General features: G+C 67.1%; 16 protein-coding genes and 1 pseudogene. 7 read left to right on the top strand and 10 right to left on the bottom strand.

Translation table 11 applies throughout. The features are described 5' to 3' along the window. Positions 1 to 31: 31 nt before the first annotated feature. Positions 32 to 1,840: an ABC transporter ATP-binding protein gene (locus ACQY4K_RS16565; protein ID WP_428391302.1), complete on the top strand. Its 1,809-nt coding sequence runs from the start codon at positions 32 to 34 to the stop codon at positions 1,838 to 1,840. A gap of 101 nt (positions 1,841 to 1,941) precedes the next feature. Continuing rightward, positions 1,942 to 2,718 (top strand): GntR family transcriptional regulator, encoded by a 777-nt coding sequence (locus ACQY4K_RS16570; protein WP_428391303.1) that lies wholly within the window; start codon positions 1,942 to 1,944, stop codon positions 2,716 to 2,718. 156 nt (positions 2,719 to 2,874) lie between these two features. On the opposite strand, the gene ACQY4K_RS16575 is transcribed toward ACQY4K_RS16570, so the two are convergent. The 9 genes and pseudogenes from ACQY4K_RS16575 to minC all read right to left on the bottom strand — a co-directional run bounded on the left by ACQY4K_RS16575 (position 2,875) and on the right by minC (position 10,441). Then, positions 2,875 to 5,160 (bottom strand): hypothetical protein, encoded by a 2,286-nt coding sequence (locus ACQY4K_RS16575; RefSeq protein ID WP_428391305.1) that lies wholly within the window; start codon positions 5,158 to 5,160, stop codon positions 2,875 to 2,877. A gap of 462 nt (positions 5,161 to 5,622) precedes the next feature. Beyond that, a pseudogene (locus ACQY4K_RS16580) lies at positions 5,623 to 5,706 on the bottom strand (cell division topological specificity factor MinE); the annotation flags it as partial. Between the two features lie 150 nt (positions 5,707 to 5,856). Continuing rightward, positions 5,857 to 6,030, bottom strand: coding sequence for a hypothetical protein (locus tag ACQY4K_RS16585; RefSeq protein WP_428391306.1), 174 nt, complete (start codon positions 6,028 to 6,030; stop codon positions 5,857 to 5,859). 162 nt (positions 6,031 to 6,192) lie between these two features. Next, positions 6,193 to 6,504, bottom strand: a complete 312-nt coding sequence (locus tag ACQY4K_RS16590; RefSeq protein WP_428391307.1) for a hypothetical protein — start codon at positions 6,502 to 6,504, stop codon at positions 6,193 to 6,195. Positions 6,505 to 7,006: 502 nt separating this feature from the next. Continuing rightward, positions 7,007 to 7,546 (bottom strand): hypothetical protein, encoded by a 540-nt coding sequence (locus ACQY4K_RS16595; protein ID WP_428391308.1) that lies wholly within the window; start codon positions 7,544 to 7,546, stop codon positions 7,007 to 7,009. A gap of 116 nt (positions 7,547 to 7,662) precedes the next feature. After that, positions 7,663 to 8,151: a hypothetical protein gene (locus tag ACQY4K_RS16600; protein ID WP_428391309.1), complete on the bottom strand. Its 489-nt coding sequence runs from the start codon at positions 8,149 to 8,151 to the stop codon at positions 7,663 to 7,665. Between the two features lie 436 nt (positions 8,152 to 8,587). Beyond that, entirely contained in the window at positions 8,588 to 8,884 is a 297-nt protein-coding gene (gene minE / locus ACQY4K_RS16605) for a cell division topological specificity factor MinE (RefSeq protein WP_428391310.1), read from the bottom strand. After that, on the bottom strand, positions 8,881 to 9,696 hold the full coding sequence (gene minD / locus ACQY4K_RS16610) for a septum site-determining protein MinD (RefSeq protein WP_428391312.1): 816 nt from the start codon (positions 9,694 to 9,696) through the stop codon (positions 8,881 to 8,883). The genes minE and minD overlap by 4 nt, the downstream gene beginning before the upstream one ends. Positions 9,697 to 9,715: 19 nt before the next feature. Further along, positions 9,716 to 10,441, bottom strand: coding sequence for a septum site-determining protein MinC (gene minC, locus ACQY4K_RS16615; RefSeq protein WP_428391313.1), 726 nt, complete (start codon positions 10,439 to 10,441; stop codon positions 9,716 to 9,718). Positions 10,442 to 10,626: 185 nt separating this feature from the next. Between minC and ACQY4K_RS16620 the strand changes: the two genes are divergently transcribed. Together ACQY4K_RS16620 and ACQY4K_RS16625 are read left to right on the top strand one after the other, a co-directional pair. Then, positions 10,627 to 11,295, top strand: coding sequence for a glutathione S-transferase family protein (locus ACQY4K_RS16620; RefSeq protein WP_428391314.1), 669 nt, complete (start codon positions 10,627 to 10,629; stop codon positions 11,293 to 11,295). A 2-nt stretch (positions 11,296 to 11,297) separates the two neighbouring features. Next, on the top strand, positions 11,298 to 12,155 hold the full coding sequence (locus ACQY4K_RS16625; protein WP_428391315.1) for an SDR family NAD(P)-dependent oxidoreductase: 858 nt from the start codon (positions 11,298 to 11,300) through the stop codon (positions 12,153 to 12,155). On the opposite strand, the gene ACQY4K_RS16630 is transcribed toward ACQY4K_RS16625, so the two are convergent. Next, complete coding sequence (locus tag ACQY4K_RS16630) at positions 12,110 to 12,919, bottom strand: alpha/beta hydrolase (RefSeq protein ID WP_428391316.1); 810 nt, start codon at positions 12,917 to 12,919, stop codon at positions 12,110 to 12,112. The two genes, ACQY4K_RS16625 and ACQY4K_RS16630, sit on opposite strands and share 46 nt — an antisense overlap. 53 nt (positions 12,920 to 12,972) lie before the next feature. On the opposite strand from ACQY4K_RS16630, the gene ACQY4K_RS16635 reads away from it, so the two are divergent. Genes ACQY4K_RS16635 through thrS form a run of 3 tightly spaced genes read left to right on the top strand, consistent with a single transcriptional unit; the run spans position 12,973 to position 17,055 of the window. Then, positions 12,973 to 14,160 carry a glycosyltransferase family 4 protein gene (locus tag ACQY4K_RS16635; protein ID WP_428391317.1) on the top strand — a complete coding sequence of 396 codons (1,188 nt, stop codon included), beginning with the start codon at positions 12,973 to 12,975 and terminating at the stop codon, positions 14,158 to 14,160. After that, positions 14,139 to 15,041, top strand: coding sequence for a glycosyltransferase family 9 protein (locus ACQY4K_RS16640; protein WP_428391318.1), 903 nt, complete (start codon positions 14,139 to 14,141; stop codon positions 15,039 to 15,041). The genes ACQY4K_RS16635 and ACQY4K_RS16640 overlap by 22 nt, the downstream gene beginning before the upstream one ends. Positions 15,042 to 15,075: 34 nt before the next feature. Then, positions 15,076 to 17,055 (top strand): threonine--tRNA ligase, encoded by a 1,980-nt coding sequence (gene thrS, locus ACQY4K_RS16645; protein WP_428391319.1) that lies wholly within the window; start codon positions 15,076 to 15,078, stop codon positions 17,053 to 17,055. Positions 17,056 to 17,060: the final 5 nt, after the last annotated feature.

Consider the following 17,060-nt stretch of genomic DNA (forward strand, 5'->3'; position numbering starts at 1 on the left):
TTCAGCGCCACCTGCATCCGGATAGGGATCGATGCCATCACACTCTGCCGACAGGCAGGTCACCATCTCGGACGCCGACCTCGTTCGACTGGCGCGCCGGCCGCTTGCCTTCATGTTCCGTTATCTGCTGCGCCACAAGCTGGCCCACTTGGGCATTCTGCTGTCGGTGATCGTCGCGGTCGGCTGCGCCGTCGGCTCGTCCTATGCCGTGAACTACCTGGTCGATACGCTGAATTCGCACGCGAATGGCCCGATGCGGCCGGTCTGGGCGGCGGTGGGCTTCCTCGGCGGCCTGATCGCCTTTGACAACATGGCCTGGCGGCTCGGCGGCTGGATTTCGACCACCGCCTTCGTCACCGTCACCGGCGACCTGCGGCGCGACCTGTTCCGCCATCTGACCGGGCACGCGCCGTCCTACTTCGCCGACCGCATGCCCGGCACCCTCGCCGGGCGCATCTCGACCACCGCCAACTCCATGTTCACGCTGGAGAATCTCGCGTTCTGGAACGTCCTGCCGCCCTGCCTGAACGTCGCCTTTTCGATCCTGCTGATGACCATCGTAAGCCCCTTGATGGCGGGTGTACTGGTGGTGCTGGCGGGGCTGCTGTCGTGGATGATGTTCCGCCTCGCCGCCGGCGGCCGGCCGCTGCACCATCGCTATGCCAGCGAGGCGGCGCGGGTTGATGGCGAGCTGCTCGACGTCATCAACAACATGCCGCTGGTGCGCGCCTTCGGCGCCACCCACCGCGAGCGTGGCCGCTTTGCCGACCGCATGAAGAGCGAGATGGGCTGGCGCAGCCGGTCGCTGCAGTACCTGGAAAAGCTGCGCCTGATCCATGCCGGACTGACCGCCCTGCTCACCGCCGGCCTGCTGGTCTGGGCGATCCTGCTTTGGCACGCGCATCGCGCCAGCGTCGGCGAGGTGGTCATGGTGACCAATCTCGGCTTCATGATCCTGCATGGTACGCGCGACCTCGCCGTGGCTTTGGTCGAGACCATCCAGTATGTCGCGCGCCTGGCCGAGGCGCTCAGCACGCTGCTGCTGCCGCACGACATGCCCGACGCCTCCGACGCCACCGGCTTTCACGGACCGGCCAGGGGCGAGGTGGTGTTCGATCAGGTGGTCTACGCCTATCCCGGCGGCGAGCCGGTGCTGGAAGGCTTCGACCTGCGGATCGAGGCCGGTACCCGGGTCGGGCTGGTGGGCCGCTCCGGCTCCGGCAAGAGCACCGTGCTCGCTCTGCTGCAGCGGCTGCGCTACATCCAGGGCGGCCATATCCTGATCGACGGCAAGGAGCTGGGCAAGCTGACCGAGGACGCGTTGCGCGCGGTGATCTCCGTGGTGCCGCAGGACGTCTCGCTGTTCCATCGCTCGGTCATGGACAACATCCGCTACGGCAAGCCGGAGGCGACCGACGACGAAGTACGCGCCGCCGCCGAGGCCGCCGAATGCAGCGACTTCATCGAGGCGATGGAGGATGGCTACAACACCCCGGTCGGTGACCGCGGCGTCAAGCTCTCAGGCGGCCAGCGCCAGCGCCTGGCCATCGCGCGCGCGTTTTTGCGTAACGCGCCGATCCTGTTGCTCGACGAGGCCACCAGTGCGCTCGACTCCGAGAGCGAGCTGCGTGTGCAGGAGGCACTCGACCGGCTGATGGTCGGCCGCACCGTGATTGCCGTGGCGCATCGGCTGTCGACCCTGCGTGACTTCGACCGGATCATCGTCATGCAATCTGGGCGTGTGTTGCAGGATGGCGCGCCGAACGATCTGGAACGCTCGGAGGGGGCCTACCGAGACCTCTTGAGCCTGCAGGCGATGACCATGGAGGACGTACACTGACGGCCCGATATCAAAAGCTTGTCGCCGAGAGCGTTTTGGTATCATAATGAAGAACTGGGCCCGCGCGCACCGCCGGGCCGCTTCAGGCCAGGTTGTAAAGCATGCGCATCGCTCTCTCCTCCGAACTCCCTGTTCGTCCGGGGATCCTGGGCGCTGCGTCGCGGGGATTCGGCCTCGATCATCGCATGACCCCGGACATGTCGAGCTCGGCGCGCGAAAACCTCAGCCAGCGCGCCTACCTGCGTATCCGCGCCTCCCTGATCCATAGCGAGCTGCATCCCGGCCAGCGGCTGGTGCTGCGGCCGCTCGCCGCCGAGCTGCAGCTCAGCCCGACGCCGGTGCGCGAGGCGCTGCTGCGCCTGGTGTCCGAGCAGGCGCTGACGCTCGACGAGCGCGGCTCCGCCATCGTGCCGGTGATCGGGCCCGACGAGTTCAGCGAAATCACCGAAGTCCGCTGCGACCTGGAGGGCCGCGCCGCCGCCCGCGCGGCGCTGCATGTCGGCGGCTCGGAGATCGAGCAGTTGCATTCGGTGGCGGCGGCCTACGGCGATGCCGAGCGCTGCTGCGACCGCGCGGCGATGTTGGCCAGCAATGCCGAACTACACCGGCTGGTCTGCCGCATGGCGCGGGCACCGCTGATCCTGCGCTTCCTGGAGGGGATCTGGATGCGCATCGGACCGGTCTACGCGCTCAAGCTGCAGGAACCAGCGACGCCAGCCGGCGAGTTCGGCGGCGGCGAGGCGCACGAGCGGCTTCTGGCGGCGCTGCGCGACGGCAACCCGGACGGCGCGCGCGCGGCGATCGTCGAGGACGTCCGGCGCAGCGCCGGCTGGCTGTCGCACTGCCTGCCGCAGGCGGCCCCGCTGCAGGCCGCGTGATGCCTGACGCGAGGCAGCCCTGAACGCCAACGGCAGGGGCAGGCCGTAGCCGGTCCGTGCCATAAACCCGTCTCTGCAACCGCTGCTGCGGCGTATCCCAGGGACGGATTCACCGATCGCGCCGGGCGTAAGCCGGGCTGCCGATCCCGCCTGCGATCAGATCACGATGCTGCTACCGGGGTCCGACACGCCCAGGAGCGTGAGCCTGGTGCCATCGGAAAGGCTCAACAGCGTGTTGCCGCCGCCGCTCTGCAGCTGCAGGTCGTGCGCGGTGAAGCCGAAAAGGTCGATCCGGTCGACGCCGGGCTTGAAGCCGCTGACGATATCGGTTCCACCTCCCGCGCCCTTGACAAGCTCGTAGGTCATGCGGCCGCCGGCTTCGGCGATGGTCGCGTGGCCGGCGCCGAACAGGAGCTGCCCGGGTCCGGCGCCCTCGAGCACCTGCATGGTCCCAGAGCCGGCAAAGATCAGACTTGCACCGCCGCCGACGGTGACCAGGCTGGTGCCGGCGCCACCGACCACCAGCATGTTGCCGCCCTGGCCGTGCACGAACAGGCTCCCGGCGCCGCCGATGATGGAATCCGCGCTGTGCAGACTGCCTTGCACGGTGGTGGCGCCGCGGCCCGCGAATACCGCCTCGCCGTTGTGGGACATAACCAGATCGCTCCGGCCCCCGCCGACAATGGTGTCCCCGCCGGCGCCGCCCTGCACGCTGTTGTCGCCGCCGCCGGTGAAGATCACGCTGGCAGCGTCGCCGCCGACGAACTCGGTGTTCGCGCCGCCACCGATCAGGCTTTCGCGGCCCGAACCCGCCTGCAGCACGTCCTCTCCGGTGCTGGCCCCGAACAGTTTGTCGCCGGCGGCAGCGCCTGTCAGCGTCGTGTTGCCGCCGCCCGCGACCAGCACGTTGCCGCCGCCGCTGCCGCCATGGAACCAGCCGCCACCTGTGCCCCCGATCGCGGTGACCGCTCCGGTGCCACCGCTTACCGTGTCGCTACCGGAAATTCCGGAGAAGAACAGAGGCACCGGTCCGCCGGTCACCGAGACCGGGCCCAGGTTGGCGCTAATGGTGTCACGGCCGGTGCCGGCATACACGACCTCGCCGGGCTGGGCGGCATAGAACTGGCTTCCGGCCGCAAGCTGCACGACGCCGTTCGAGGCCAGCGATGCCGTGCCGTACGGCTGGAGCGTGAGCGGACCGGACGCGTCGATCTCATGGGTGCCGAGGCTGGTTCCGTCCGAGGCGAACAGCACTGTCTGGCCGCTGACCGGATCGGCGCCGCTGAAATACAGCGTTCCGCCGGCGACCGCGAGTTGCGTCGGCTGCAGCCCGGCGGCTGCTTGCGAGGGCAGCGCCAGTTCGATGGTCCCGGCACTGGTGCCGTCGGTCAGGAACAGGTTGCGCCTCCCCGCCTGGTCCGTCGCAGTGAAGGCCAGGCGGCCGTCGAACAGCGTCAGATCGGAGGGCGACGTGATCGGGGCGCCGGCGCTGGTGAGCTGCGAGGTGCCGGTATCCGATCCGTCATTGACCCACAGGGCCGCCGCGGCGCCGCCCTGGCTCGCCGTGAACAGGAGCTTGCTGCCGAGGACGCTCAGGCCCTGGACGCCGCTAAACGTGCCGAGCTCACGGGTGCCGGCGCCGGTGCCGTCGGTGACCCACAGCCCGGCATGGTGTGCTGCGTCAAAGAAGCTGAAGAACACGCGGCCGCCGAGGCTTGCGAACTGATTGAAGGCGACGCCGGTCTCGCTGTCCGGGTTGATGCCGGTAATGCCAAGGGCGTGCGTGCCGGCTGCGGTCCCGTCCGTGACCCAGAGCGTGTCTCCTCGATTGGTCAGGCTGCCGTTCTGCGACTCGAACACGATCCGACCGTCGCCGAGTGCGGCGTAGGCGTCGGGAAGCAGGCTTGCTGCCGGACCGCTGACCGGCACGGTGCCGGCCGCAGTGCCATCCGATTTCCAAAGCGCGTTGCTGCTATCGGTCATGCCACCGAACAACAGCATGTTGTTCACGACGCCGAACCCCTCCGGGTTGATCGAAGGGCCGATATCCTGCGTGCCGGCGGCAGTCCCGTCGGTGATCCAGAGACTGGACAGGCCATCGTTCGGGTTCTGATTGGCGAACACGGCCTTGCCGTCGAAGGCGAACAGGTCGGAGCCTATGTTGCCGCCATCGGCGGTGCCCGGCAGAACCAGCTGGTGGGTGCCGGCCGTGCTGCCGTCCGTGACCCACAGGGCCGCTCGCGCCGCTCCGCCTGCGACCTGAACGGCCGCGAAGACAACAAGCTTTCCGACCGTAACGAAGCTGCCTGGGACGAGCGTGGCGCCGGTGGCGCTCAGCAGCGGCCCCAACTCCAGCGTGCCACCTGGCGTACCATCCGAAATCCACAGGTCCGGTGACGAACCGGAGCCGGAAGACGCATCAAAGACGAGGCGATCGGTCATGGAGCAGCTTTCACGCTGGCCGCACGCCGGACCCGCTCCGTCGTTCACGGTAGACGAGACGATATCAGAACGTTCCGAGTTTGCAATAATATCGACAATGCAGGTGGTTGTTCGGGCACCCGGACAGATCAACTATGGCGGGATCAACACAAATGCGGCTTGGATGCCTCCGAAGTCCCGCAACGGCCTTCAAAGGCAGAGCATTGGCGGGGGTATCGCTAGTGCAGCGACCCAAACAGACCTTACAGGTCTGTTTGGGTCAAAACTGCACGATATCAATATGCTAGGGCACCTTAGACCCAAACAAAGCTGTTCGCTTTGTTTGGGTCGGTGCACTAGCCGGGCGCGGCCTGCGGCCTGCGGCGTCGGCCGCTCGGGTGCGCGCTGTGACAGCTTCAATCCCGGCACCTCGATGTCGATCTCCAGGGTCGAGACCGAGGCGCCGCGATCGAGCTTGATCTACACCTTGTCCTGGTCGATCGCCACATGCTTGCTGATCACGGCCAGGATCTCCTCGCGCAGCTTGGCGATCAGGTCGGACTGGCCTTCGTTCAGAAGATGCTGGCGGCCCTGCAAGCCCGCGATCCCGATGCCGCCCGCGCTGCCATCATCGCGGACGTCCGCGACAGTGCGGACCGCCTCTCGCACTGCCTGCGGAGCCCGGCACCGTTACACGCGGCCTGAAGAAACGTCGTGCTATCCCGCGTTCTCGGGCGCCAGTTGCTTCACGTGCGGGCTGTTGTCGCCGAGCCATTCGGCGCTGCGGGCGGTGGTGTCGAACCGTGCGAAGCTCTTAAACGGCTCGAACGCGCCGACCTGCGCCGCATCTTCTGTTCTGGCGAGGAGTGCTGCCATCTGTTGCTCGTCCATCGGCTTGAAGCTGCGCGTGGCTTCGAGTGCCTGGTCGATGACCTTGCTGCTGTCCAGGCCGGTATCACGACCGAGGTCGGCAGGTTGAGAGCGTCGTGCAGCATTCGATCGACGAGACTGTCTTGCTCTTCAGGATCACGCCGGCGGCGCCGCCGAACGGCTTCATTGTCTGCACCGCGAGGCCCTCGCGCAATGCCACGGCATCGCGTCGCGCGCGAAGCTGCGATAATGCGCGTCCACGACGTTGCTGGGCATCAGCACCGCGTCGAAGTGGAACCCGCGCCTGGCCGCCGCCTGCATCATGTGGAGATGGATGGCCGGATCCTTGTGACCGGTGAAGCCGATATACCGGATCTTGCCGGCTTTCCTGGCGGCGATCGCTGCCTCGATCGCACCACCCTGAGTGAAGACGCGGTCCGGATCGTCGAAACGCGGCACCTCCGCGTGCTTGTAACGCACGCCGTCCTTGTGCATTAGACTGCCCGACTGGCGAAGGTTCCAGCAGTTCTTGCGGCATGTCCATCGTGTCGCCAGCTTTCACGCGCGCGGCCCGATCGCCTCACGATGACGTCCTCTCTCGCGTGCCGACCCAAAACTTCCGCAGGTCGAGCGTTATTGTGGCACCGGGCGTCCAGTGGGATGTGGGTCATGTGCTTGTCCCAACCCGGATCGCCGCTGGAATTTCGATCCTCGCGGGCATCACTCTCGAAGGCGGTGCATAGGTGCCGCGGGAATCCAGCCAGCCATCATGACCTCAGGCCGCCAACCAGCCGGCGCCGCCCGCAGGTGCCGGACAATCAAGCTGGTTCGACCAGCGCGAGATGACCGGAACGATCCGAAAACGGCACTGTTCCTGTATTTCGGTGAAGTTGGTTCGCGCACTGGTTCGTGGTGGGCCCGCGCTTAAAACAGGTATGGCATCCGTCGGGCCAGAACCAGACTCCGGATGCCTTCGTCATGGACTTGCAGGCCAGTCTCACCTTCTGACCGAATTCGAACGGCGCACGGTCTGCGCCGAATTTGGTGGACCGAAACTTCGGGCCAGAGCGTCGCACGCCGCCTGCGGTCGATGGTGGTTCTCATCATCGCCAAGACAGAGGTCGCGCGCGTCGACACGGATCTGGTCGTTCGCGGGATCCCTGGGCAGGGCATCCAGAAGATCACGCACGCAGTGCCCGTGATTGCGCAGGTCCATGTCCACGCCTTGCACGAGAAGCTGTATAGGAACGACAAACCCTTCCATGTCGGTCTGATAATGAAAATGGGAGACCAGCCTGACGCCCGTCGCGCAGACAGGTCCATAGAGTTCCGGATGATCGAGCAGTACACGGTCCAGACGGCGGCCGGCGATCCGTGGCCTGTCTCCGGTATAGAGGCTGTTGACGCCGTTCGCATCGCCTTCTTCAAATCTCTCGATAAGCAGAAGCTCATGGATGACGATGATCGCCCTGCAGGATGGGGTCCGGCAACCGATCTTGCGCGCATGAGCGGCGGCGGACGCAACATCCCGCGTCATTGGCGCTGTCTCATCGGGGTTCCATGCCCGGGTCCGCGGCGCGGCCCATACCCTGGCTGCGCCCATGATCGCGATAGTAACTGTTGCCCAGAAGAGCAGAGTGAACGGTCTCATGGTCAATGAACACGAAAGAACTTGAAGTCCTTGTCTTGTACTCCGGGAACATGAACAGCCGGCTGATTTATCGCCCATCTCCGCCGGTAGTTCTGTATCGGCCTGCCATTCTTTGTCACGCCATGAACGGTCTCCAAGCCTCCGCCCACATCGACGCCAGCATGGGGCTCTCCTGCCTTCGGCATGATGGCCGGGGTGTAGAAATGGGTGGCACCCTGGCTGATATCCATGGCGGTGTCGCCCAAGATACCTTCGGCTATCCGAAGGCTGGTTGCTGTCGGAAAATGGTCATGTGCATAGTTCCCATGAGCCCACACCTCGGACACACGCTCGATATTGGCTGCCTTCATGCGGTTGATCACCGTCCACCCCACCATTGCCTGCGCTGTTTCATTCAAGCCTCGCGCCTCAGAGGCAATAATGCGGCCGAGATCATCAATGTTTTGTTCTTTGATCAAATCTGTCTTTTGTTGCTTCGCGTTTGATGGCATTGAGAGTCTCCGTTCCTTGATAGCTGGCGTGGTGTTAACCGGTTCCGCGTGCTGAATGCGGTGCGGAACAGCATATCTGTCCCAACCGCCGGTAATAGGCGCGTCGCCCTCGCCGATCTTCGCCCCGGGCGGTTTTCGCCGCGTTGCGGAAGCGATTTCCGGCTGAAAACGAAGGTGCCGTCCGAGACAGCTTCACGATGGCGCAATTGTCAGAGAGCGCGCAGCTGGGTTAGGGCCGCAATCGCGTGCGGCAGTCTTGTTGCGAGCGACCAGAGCTCGGTGCGTGTCGGGAGCCCGCGAAACTGCGTGCACGGGTCGGAAGCCGCCGGTCAACTACCCCGCCAAACCACCAATCGTTTCCAAAGGCCGTGCCTTTGGGGGGGTTTGGGGCAGCGCCCCAACCTTGCTTCCTGAACCTGCACCATCGCAACGGGCTCTACCCGGGAGCCGGCTGCGGGGTCGGGCGCTCGGGTGCGCTTTGCGACAGCTTGAGCCCCGGCACCTCGATGTCGATCTCCAGAGTCGAGACCGAGGCGCCGCGGTCGAGCTTGATCTGCACCTTGTCCTGATCGATCGCCACATGCTTGCTGATCACCGCCAGGATCTCCTCGCGCAGCTTGGCGATCAGGTCGGACTGGCCTTCGTTGCTGCGTTCGTGCGCCAGCAGGATCTGCAGCCGGTCGCGTGCCACCGGCGCCGAGCCCTTGCGATTGAAGAAGCCGAGCAGGTTCATGCGGCCCTCCACTTGAACCATTTTGCGAACAGACTGCGTCGGTCGCTGGGAACACTCATCTCCAAAGTCTCGCCCATCAGCCTTCGCACCGCGTCGGTGTAGGCCCGTGCCGGGGCGCTCTCCGGATTGGCCAGCGTCACCGGCGAGCCGAGGTTGGAGGCGCGCAGCACCTCCTCGCTCTCGGGGATGATGCCGAGCAACGGGATCGACAGGATTTCCAGCACGTCCTCGGTGCGCAGCATCTCGCCGCGCGCCGCGCGCACCGGGTCGTAGCGGGTCAGCAGCAGATGCTTGTCGAGCTTCAGACCGGCCTTGGCCTTGGCGGTGGTGCTGTCGAGCATGCCGATGATGCGGTCGCTGTCGCGCACCGAGGAGACCTCGGGGTTGGTCACCACCACCGCCTCGTCGGCATGGTGCATCGCCATCTGTGCGCCCTTTTCGATGCCGGCGGGGCTGTCGCAGACCACCCAGTCGAACTTTTCGCGCAGCTCCTCGATGACGCGCGCCACGCCGTCGGGGGTGAGCGCGTCCTTGTCGCGGGTCTGCGAGGCCGGCAGGATCGACAGCGTCTCGCAGCGCTTGTCGCGGATCAGCGCCTGGTTGAGCTTGGCGTCACCCTGGACCACGTTGATCAGGTCGAAGACGACTCGTCGCTCCGCCCCCATCACCAGATCGAGGTTGCGCAATCCCACGTCGAAATCGACGACGACGACGTTCTTGCCGCTGAGTGCGAGGGCGGCGCCGATCGCCGCCGTCGAGGTGGTCTTGCCGACGCCGCCCTTGCCCGATGTGACGACCAGTACCTTGGCCATGGATCCTCCTGTGGGGTATTCAGTCGAGCGCCAGCAGCAAGAGGGTTTCACCCTCTAGCCGGGCTTGGGTGCTGCGCCCAACCAGGTTCGCCGCCATGTCCTCGGCGGTAATGTAATAGCCATCGATGGCGATCAGCTCGGCGTGCATTCGGCGCACCAGGATGCGGGCGTCGCGGTTGCCGCCCAGGCCCGCGACGGCACGGCCGCGCAGCGTGCCATAGACATGGATCGAGCCGCCGGCGGCGATCTCGGCGCCGGATGCCACCGAGCCGATGACGATCACGTCGCCTTCGGCAAACACGATGGACTGGCCGGAACGCACCGGCTCCTCGATCAGCAGCGAGGGTGCGGCACGCGGGGCCACGGCCGCGTGCGTCTGTGTCGGCGCTTCCTCGGGCACCTCGACCGGCCCGACGGCGCGTCCGCCTTCAAAGCCCAACGGCGAGTCCCAGCCGGACAGCGCCGGCCATGACGGCGAGCCACCCTCGACGGAGATAATCCGCACGCTGCGGGCGCGCAACTGATCGAACAGGTCGGCCAGACCCTCGTCATTGGCGTCCAGCAGGCCGAGATCGAGGATCACCGGGCGCCCGGCGAAGAAGCTCGCGGATTTGGCGAGTTGTGCGTCGAGTCCGACCAGCCAGCCGGCGAGCGGCGGCTCCGGTGACAGCACCAGGGCCATGAAGGAGCGACCGCGAACACGGATTTGCGCGGGGGCTACAGGGGAGGCGGAGGGTTCGATCACTGAGTGCGACTATCCGTGTGCGGCCCCATGGTCAATCTCGAAACGAGACGACACCCCTTCATGCCCTGTCGCCGGTGCAGAAATCCAGTATTGTCGCGAGCATCCTGGCAACGGCCTCCGGCCATCTCGGCGACGGCCTCCGGCCATCTTGGCGCCAGCTTCGGGAATGCAATAGCTTTACTGAGATGCGAATCCTCCATCACATCCCGCTCTCGCCGTATTCGCGCAAGGTCCGCCTGGTGCTGAACGAAAAGCGGCTGCCGTTCGAGCTCAAGGTGGAAAAGCTCGCCGAGCGCCGGCCGGAGTATCTTGCGCTGAACCCGGCCAACACGGTGCCGATGCTGGTCGAGGAGAACGGGCTGTCGATTCCCGACTCGGCGGTGATCTGCGAATATCTCGAAGAGGCCTACCCGGACACCCCGCTGCTCGGCCGCACCCTGGCCGAGCGTGTCGAGGTGCGCCGGCTGGTCGCCTGGTTCGACGGCAAGTTCGCAGCCGAGGTGACCCGCAACCTGGTGCATGAGAAAATCATCAAGCGCCTGGTCGGCCGCGGCAATCCGGACGCCACCGCGTTGCGCGCCGGCTACGCCAACATCGCCGGCCACCTGGAGTATATCGGCTGGCTCGCCGAGACACGCAAATGGCTGGCCGGACCGACCCTGTCGCTGGCCGACTTCGCCGCCGCCGCCCAGCTCTCCTCGCTCGACTATATCGGCGACGTCGACTGGAGCCTGTCGCCAACGACTCGCGATTGGTACGCCAAGATCAAGTCGCGTCCGAGCTTCCGCGCCATCCTCAACGACCGCGTCATCGGCCTGAACCCGCCACCGCATTACGCCGATTTGGACTTCTAGGCGTGACGAGCCTGCTCGTCTTCGGGCTTGGCTATGCCGGAACTGCGGTCGCAAACCTGGCCGTGGCCAACGGCTGGCAGGTGTTCGCGACGACGAGCCAGCCGCCGCCCATAACACCTGACGGCATCACGCGGCTGTCCTTCGACGAGGCGGGCGCGGTCCTGGCGCAGGCGACCCATCTGCTCGCCTCCGCGCCGCCGAAGCAGGACGGGGATCCGGTGCTGGCGCGCCATCGCGCCGCGATCGAGGCAGCGCGTGACATACGTTGGATCGGCTACTTCTCCACCACCGGGGTTTACGGCGATCGTCGGGGTGGCTGGGTTGATGAGAGCAGCGCACCCCAGCCCGGTTCCAAGCGAGCGGTCCGGCGGATTGCCGCCGAGGCCGATTGGCGCGCAACTGCGGCGGTCGCCAGCGGCGGCGCGCTCGACCTGATCCGGCTCGCCGGTATCTACGGCCCCGGCCGCAGCGCCTTCGACAGCCTGCGCGCAAGAGAGGCGCGGCGTATCCTCGCACCCGGCCATTGCTTCGGCCGTATACATCGCGACGATATCGCCGGCGCCACCTTCGCGGCCATGCGCAACCCGCCGAGCGGAACACGCGTGCTTAACCTGACCGACGACCTGCCGGAGGAGAGCGCGGTGGTCACCGCCTATGCCGCCGATCTTCTCGGCGTCGCAATCCCTGAGGGCGTGCCGCTCGATCAGGCCTGGCCCACGATGAGCCCGATGGCGCGATCGTTCTGGTCGGACGATCGCAAGGTCTCCGGCCGCATGACCCAGCAGGCGCTCGGCTATGCGTGGCGCTACCCGACCTACCGCGAAGGGCTCGCCGCGATCCTGGCCGCGGAGTCCGCCTGAGCCACCGTCGCGCGCAGTTCGTCCAATGTCGCCAGCAGCAGCGCCAGTTCGTCGGGCTCGCATAGCCGGTGGTTCCCCTGCTTGAGCAGGACGGTCCGCACATCGCGGGCACGCAACCGCTCGGCGAGCCGCAGACTGCCCTGCCAGGGCACGTCGGGGTCGTGCTGTCCGTGCAGGATACGCACGGGGCAATCGAGCGCGATCGGGCCATCGAGGAGGCAGAGCGCATCACCATCGTCCAGCATTGCCCGCGTGATGGGGATCGGTGCGCCGTAGCGGCTGGGCCGGTGCCAGACCCCGTCAGCTGCCAGCGCCGCCCGCGCCGCCTCCGTCAGGCTTTCGCGCACCCGTCGCGTCATGTCCGGTGCCGGGGCGATCAGCAGCAGGCCCGCGACCTGGGCTAGGCGCCGCAGCGCCACGAGCAGCGCCAGCCAGCCGCCGATCGACGAGCCGACCAGGATGACCCGCTGCGCACGCAGACGCGCCATCGCCAGCAACGTATCGTCGCGCCAGGCGCTCACCGTGCCGTGCTCGAAATTGCCTCCGCTCTGCCCGTGCCCGGAAAGGTCGAAGCGTAGGAACTCCCAGCCCCGCGCTATGGCATGATGATGCAGGGCGCAGGCCTTGTCGCCGTCCATGTGGCTCATCAGCCCATGCAGGAACAGCACCGCCGGGCCGTCCCCCGTCGCATGGCGGTAAGCGAGCCGCAGCCCATCTGGCCGTTGCAGGAAGTTGGGCCGTTGCAGGTAATATGGATCCGTCATTGGCGCAGCCTAGCGATGAGACAGGGCGATCGTCGCCTGCTATAAACTCGTCAATGGCCGACAGACGCCGCCCTCCCGTGATCCTGCAGGTGCTCCCCGGTCTGCAGGCCGGCGGTGTGGAGCGCGGCACCATCGAGATCGCCGCCGCCATTGCCGCGCGTGGCGGCATTGCCCTGGTGGCCAGCAACGGCGGCCGCATGGCCCCACTCGTGGAGCGCGCAGGCGGCCGTCATGTGACGCTGCCGTTGCGCACCAAAAATCCGTTCGCGATCTGGCGCAATGCCGGCCGGCTCGCCCGCCTGATCCGCAGCGAGGGCGTCGATATCGTGCATGCCCGCTCGCGCGCGCCGGCCTGGTCGGCATGGCTCGCGGCGCGTCGCACCGGGGCCGCCTTCATCACCACCTGGCACGGGGTCTACGGCGAGGATTTGCCGTTCAAGAAGCGTTACAACGCGATCATGGCGCGCGGCGAGCGGGTGATCGCGATCAGCGCATTTGTGCGCGAGCGTGTTGCCCGTGATTACGGGGTCGACGCATCGCGGCTGCGCGTCGTACCGCGCGGCGCGGATCTCGTCGACTTCGACCCGAACGCCGTGCGTGCCGACCGGATCGCGGAATGTGCGCGCGCCTGGAACGTGCCTGCCGGGAGTGCCGTGATCATGCTCGCCGGCCGGATCACGCCCTGGAAGGGCCATGCGCTTCTGCTGGAGGCGCTGGCAATGCTGGGAAGGGATGTGCCGGATTGGGTCTGCGTGCTGGTTGGCGCCGAGCAGCGCGGCCGCGGCCATGGCGCGCGCCTGGTAGCCCAGGCCCGCCGGCTGGGCATCGGCCAGAAGCTGCGCTTTGCAGGGCACGTCGACGATATGCCGGCCGCCTATGGCCTCGCCGACGTGGTGGTGGTCCCGTCGCTGAAGCCGGAACCGTTCGGCAGGGTCGTGGTCGAGGCGCAGGCGATGGGCAAGCCGGTGGTTGTCGCGGCCCATGGTGCGGCGATGGAGACGGTGCAGCACGGGGTCAGCGGCTACCTGTTTCTGCCTGGCGATGCGGCTTCCCTCGCCGCGACACTCGCGCATGCGCTGACCCTGGATGCGACCGACCGCGGCAATCTCGGCCACTGGGCACGCGCCGGGGTCGCCGCGTGTTACAGCACCCAGGCCATGCAGGCGGCGGCCATCGCGGTCTATGACGAATTGCTGCCGGGCCGGCCCGGTGCCCCGGCATGGCGCGTATCCTCGTCATAAAGCTCGGTGCGCTCGGCGACGTGGTGCTGGCGTTCGCGCCGTTTGCCGCAATCCGCGCGCACCATGCCGCCGACCAGGTGACGCTGCTCACCACCGCGCCGTTCGCCGCTCTGTGCGCGGCCTCGCCCTGGTTCGACCGGGTGGAAATTGATTCGCGTCCGCCGGTCTGGGATCTCCCCGGGCTGCTGGCCTTGCGCCGGCGCCTGCGTGGCTTCGACTTCGCCTATGACCTGCAGACCTCGTCGCGCTCGTCGCATTATTTCCGGCTGGCCGGGCGGCCCGCATGGTCCGGGATCGCGTCCGGCGCCTCGCACCCGCACGACAATGCCGAGCGCGACCTTATGCACACGCGCGAGCGGCAGGCCGAACAGCTCGCTCGTGCCGGGATCGCGTCGGTGCCGCACCCCGACCTCGGCTGGCTCGCACGTGGTGGCCCGGAGCTGACCGCGCCCTACGCGCTGCTGGTCCCGGGTGCCGCACCGCATCGCCCGGCGAAACGCTGGCCGGCGACGCAGTTTGCCCAGCTCGCCGGCGTTCTGGACAGGCGCGGCCTGCGCCCGGTGGTGGTTGGCACCGACGGCGACGCGCCGCACGCCGCCGCCATCCGCGACGCCTGCCCGCAAGCCCTCGACCTCACCGGCCGCACCAGCCTGCTCGAACTCGGCGGCCTCGCAGCACGCGCCTCGCTCGCGATCGGCAACGATACCGGGCCGATGCACCTGGCGGCCGCCATGGGTTGCCGCGCGATCGTGCTGTTCTCGGGCGAGAGCGACCCTTCGCTGACCGCGCCGCGCGGCCCGGATGCAGGGCGCGTGCAGGTAGTGCGCGCCGACCGGCTCGATTTGCTATCGGTCGCCAGGGTTGCAGCCCTGCTTGGCTGACGCCATAGCTTGCGGCCCAAACGGAGGTGCCTGAATGCCCGCGATCACCCTGCCCGACGGATCGATCCGCCAGTTCGACGGGCCGGTCACGGGCACCGCGGTCGCGGCCGCGATCGGTCCCGGCCTCGCCCGTGCGGCCCTGGCGATGGAGTTGGACGGCGCGCTGGTCGATCTGTCGCGCGAGATCGACCGCGACGCGCGCGTCACCTTCATCACCCGCAAGGACGAAGCAGCACTGCCGCTGATCCGTCACGACGCAGCCCACGTGCTGGCCGAGGCGGTGCAGTCGCTCCATCCCGGCACCCAGGTGACCATCGGGCCTGCGGTGGAGCACGGCTTTTATTACGATTTCGCCCGCAACGAGCCGTTCACCCCGGAGGATTTCCCGGCCATCGAGGCGCGCATGCGCGAAATCGTGGCCGCGGGTGCTGCCTTCACCCGCGAGGTCTGGCCGCGTAACGAGGCCATCGCCTTCTTTACGGCACGCGGCGAGCGCTTCAAGGCGGAGCTGATACGCGACCTGCCGGAGAGCGAGCCGATCTCGATCTATCGGCAGGGCGAATGGCTCGATCTGTGCCGCGGCCCGCATATGCGTAGCGTTTCCGATGTCGGCAGCGCCTTCAAGCTGATGAAGGTGGCTGGCGCCTATTGGCGCGGCGACCATCGCAACCCGATGCTGACACGTATCTACGCCACCGCCTGGCGCGACGCGGCGGAGCTCCAGGCGCACCTCCACCAGCTCGAGGAAGCGGAGCGGCGCGACCATCGTCGCATCGGCCGCGAGATGGATCTGTTCCACATCCAGGAGGAGGCCACCGGCTCGATCTTCTGGCATCCCAAAGGCTGGCGTCTCTACACAGTGCTGCAGGACTACATGCGACGCGCCCAGACACGCGGCGGCTACGACGAGGTGCGCACCCCGCAACTGGTCGATCGTGGCCTGTGGGAGGCGTCGGGACATTGGGAGAACTACCGCGAGCACATGTTCATCGCCAATGTGGACAAGGTGGGCGAAGACGAGGACAAGAGCCTTGCCCTGAAGCCGATGAACTGTCCTTGCCATGTGCAGATCTTCCGGCACGGGCTGCGCTCCTATCGCGAACTGCCCTGGCGCATGGCGGAATTCGGCGCCTGCCACCGCTACGAGCCGTCCGGGGCGTTGCACGGCATCATGCGTGTGCGTGCCTTCACCCAGGACGATGCGCATATCTTCTGCACCGAGGCGCAGGTCGCCCCCGAGACCGCGCGCTTCGTCGCCATGCTCGCCGAGGTGTATCGCGATCTCGGCTTCGACAGCTTCGTGGTCAAGTTCGCCGATCGCCCGACCCCGCGCGCCGGTGACGACGCAGCCTGGGACCGCGCCGAGGCGGCGCTGCGTGACGCCTGCGCCCTCGCCGGGGTCGAGTACGAGCTCAATCCCGGGGAGGGCGCCTTCTACGGACCCAAACTGGAGTTCGTGCTGCGTGACGCGATCGGCCGCGACTGGCAGTGCGGGACCTTGCAGGTCGACTACGTGCTGCCCGACCGGCTCGATGCGAGCTACATCGGCGAGGATAGCGCGCGGCATCGTCCGGTGATGCTGCACCGGGCGATCCTGGGCTCGTTCGAGCGCTTCATCGGCATCCTGATCGAGCAATATGCCGGCCGCTTTCCGCTCTGGCTGGCGCCGGTGCAGGTGGTGGTCGCCAGCATCGTCAGCGACGCCGAGCCGTATGCGTTGGAGGTAGCGGGCGCGTTGCGCGCGGCCGGGCTAGTGGTGAACACGGATACCGCCAACGAGAAGATCAACGCCAAGATACGCATCCATAGCCTGGCCCGGGTGCCGGTGATCCTGGTGGTCGGACGCAAGGAGGCCGAGGCCGGTACCGTGGCGATGCGCCGTCTCGGGGGCGCCGCACAGGAGGTTCTGGCGCTCGACGAGGCTGTGGCGTCCCTTGTGCAGGAGGCGCTGCCACCCGATTTGAAACGCGACTTGCATGGCAGACTCGCCACACCATCAAGGCCGGCCGCTTGATTGCC

This window comes from Lichenicoccus sp., from assembly GCF_965276875.1.
In the GTDB taxonomy this organism is placed as follows: Bacteria; Pseudomonadota; Alphaproteobacteria; order Acetobacterales; family Acetobacteraceae; genus Lichenicoccus.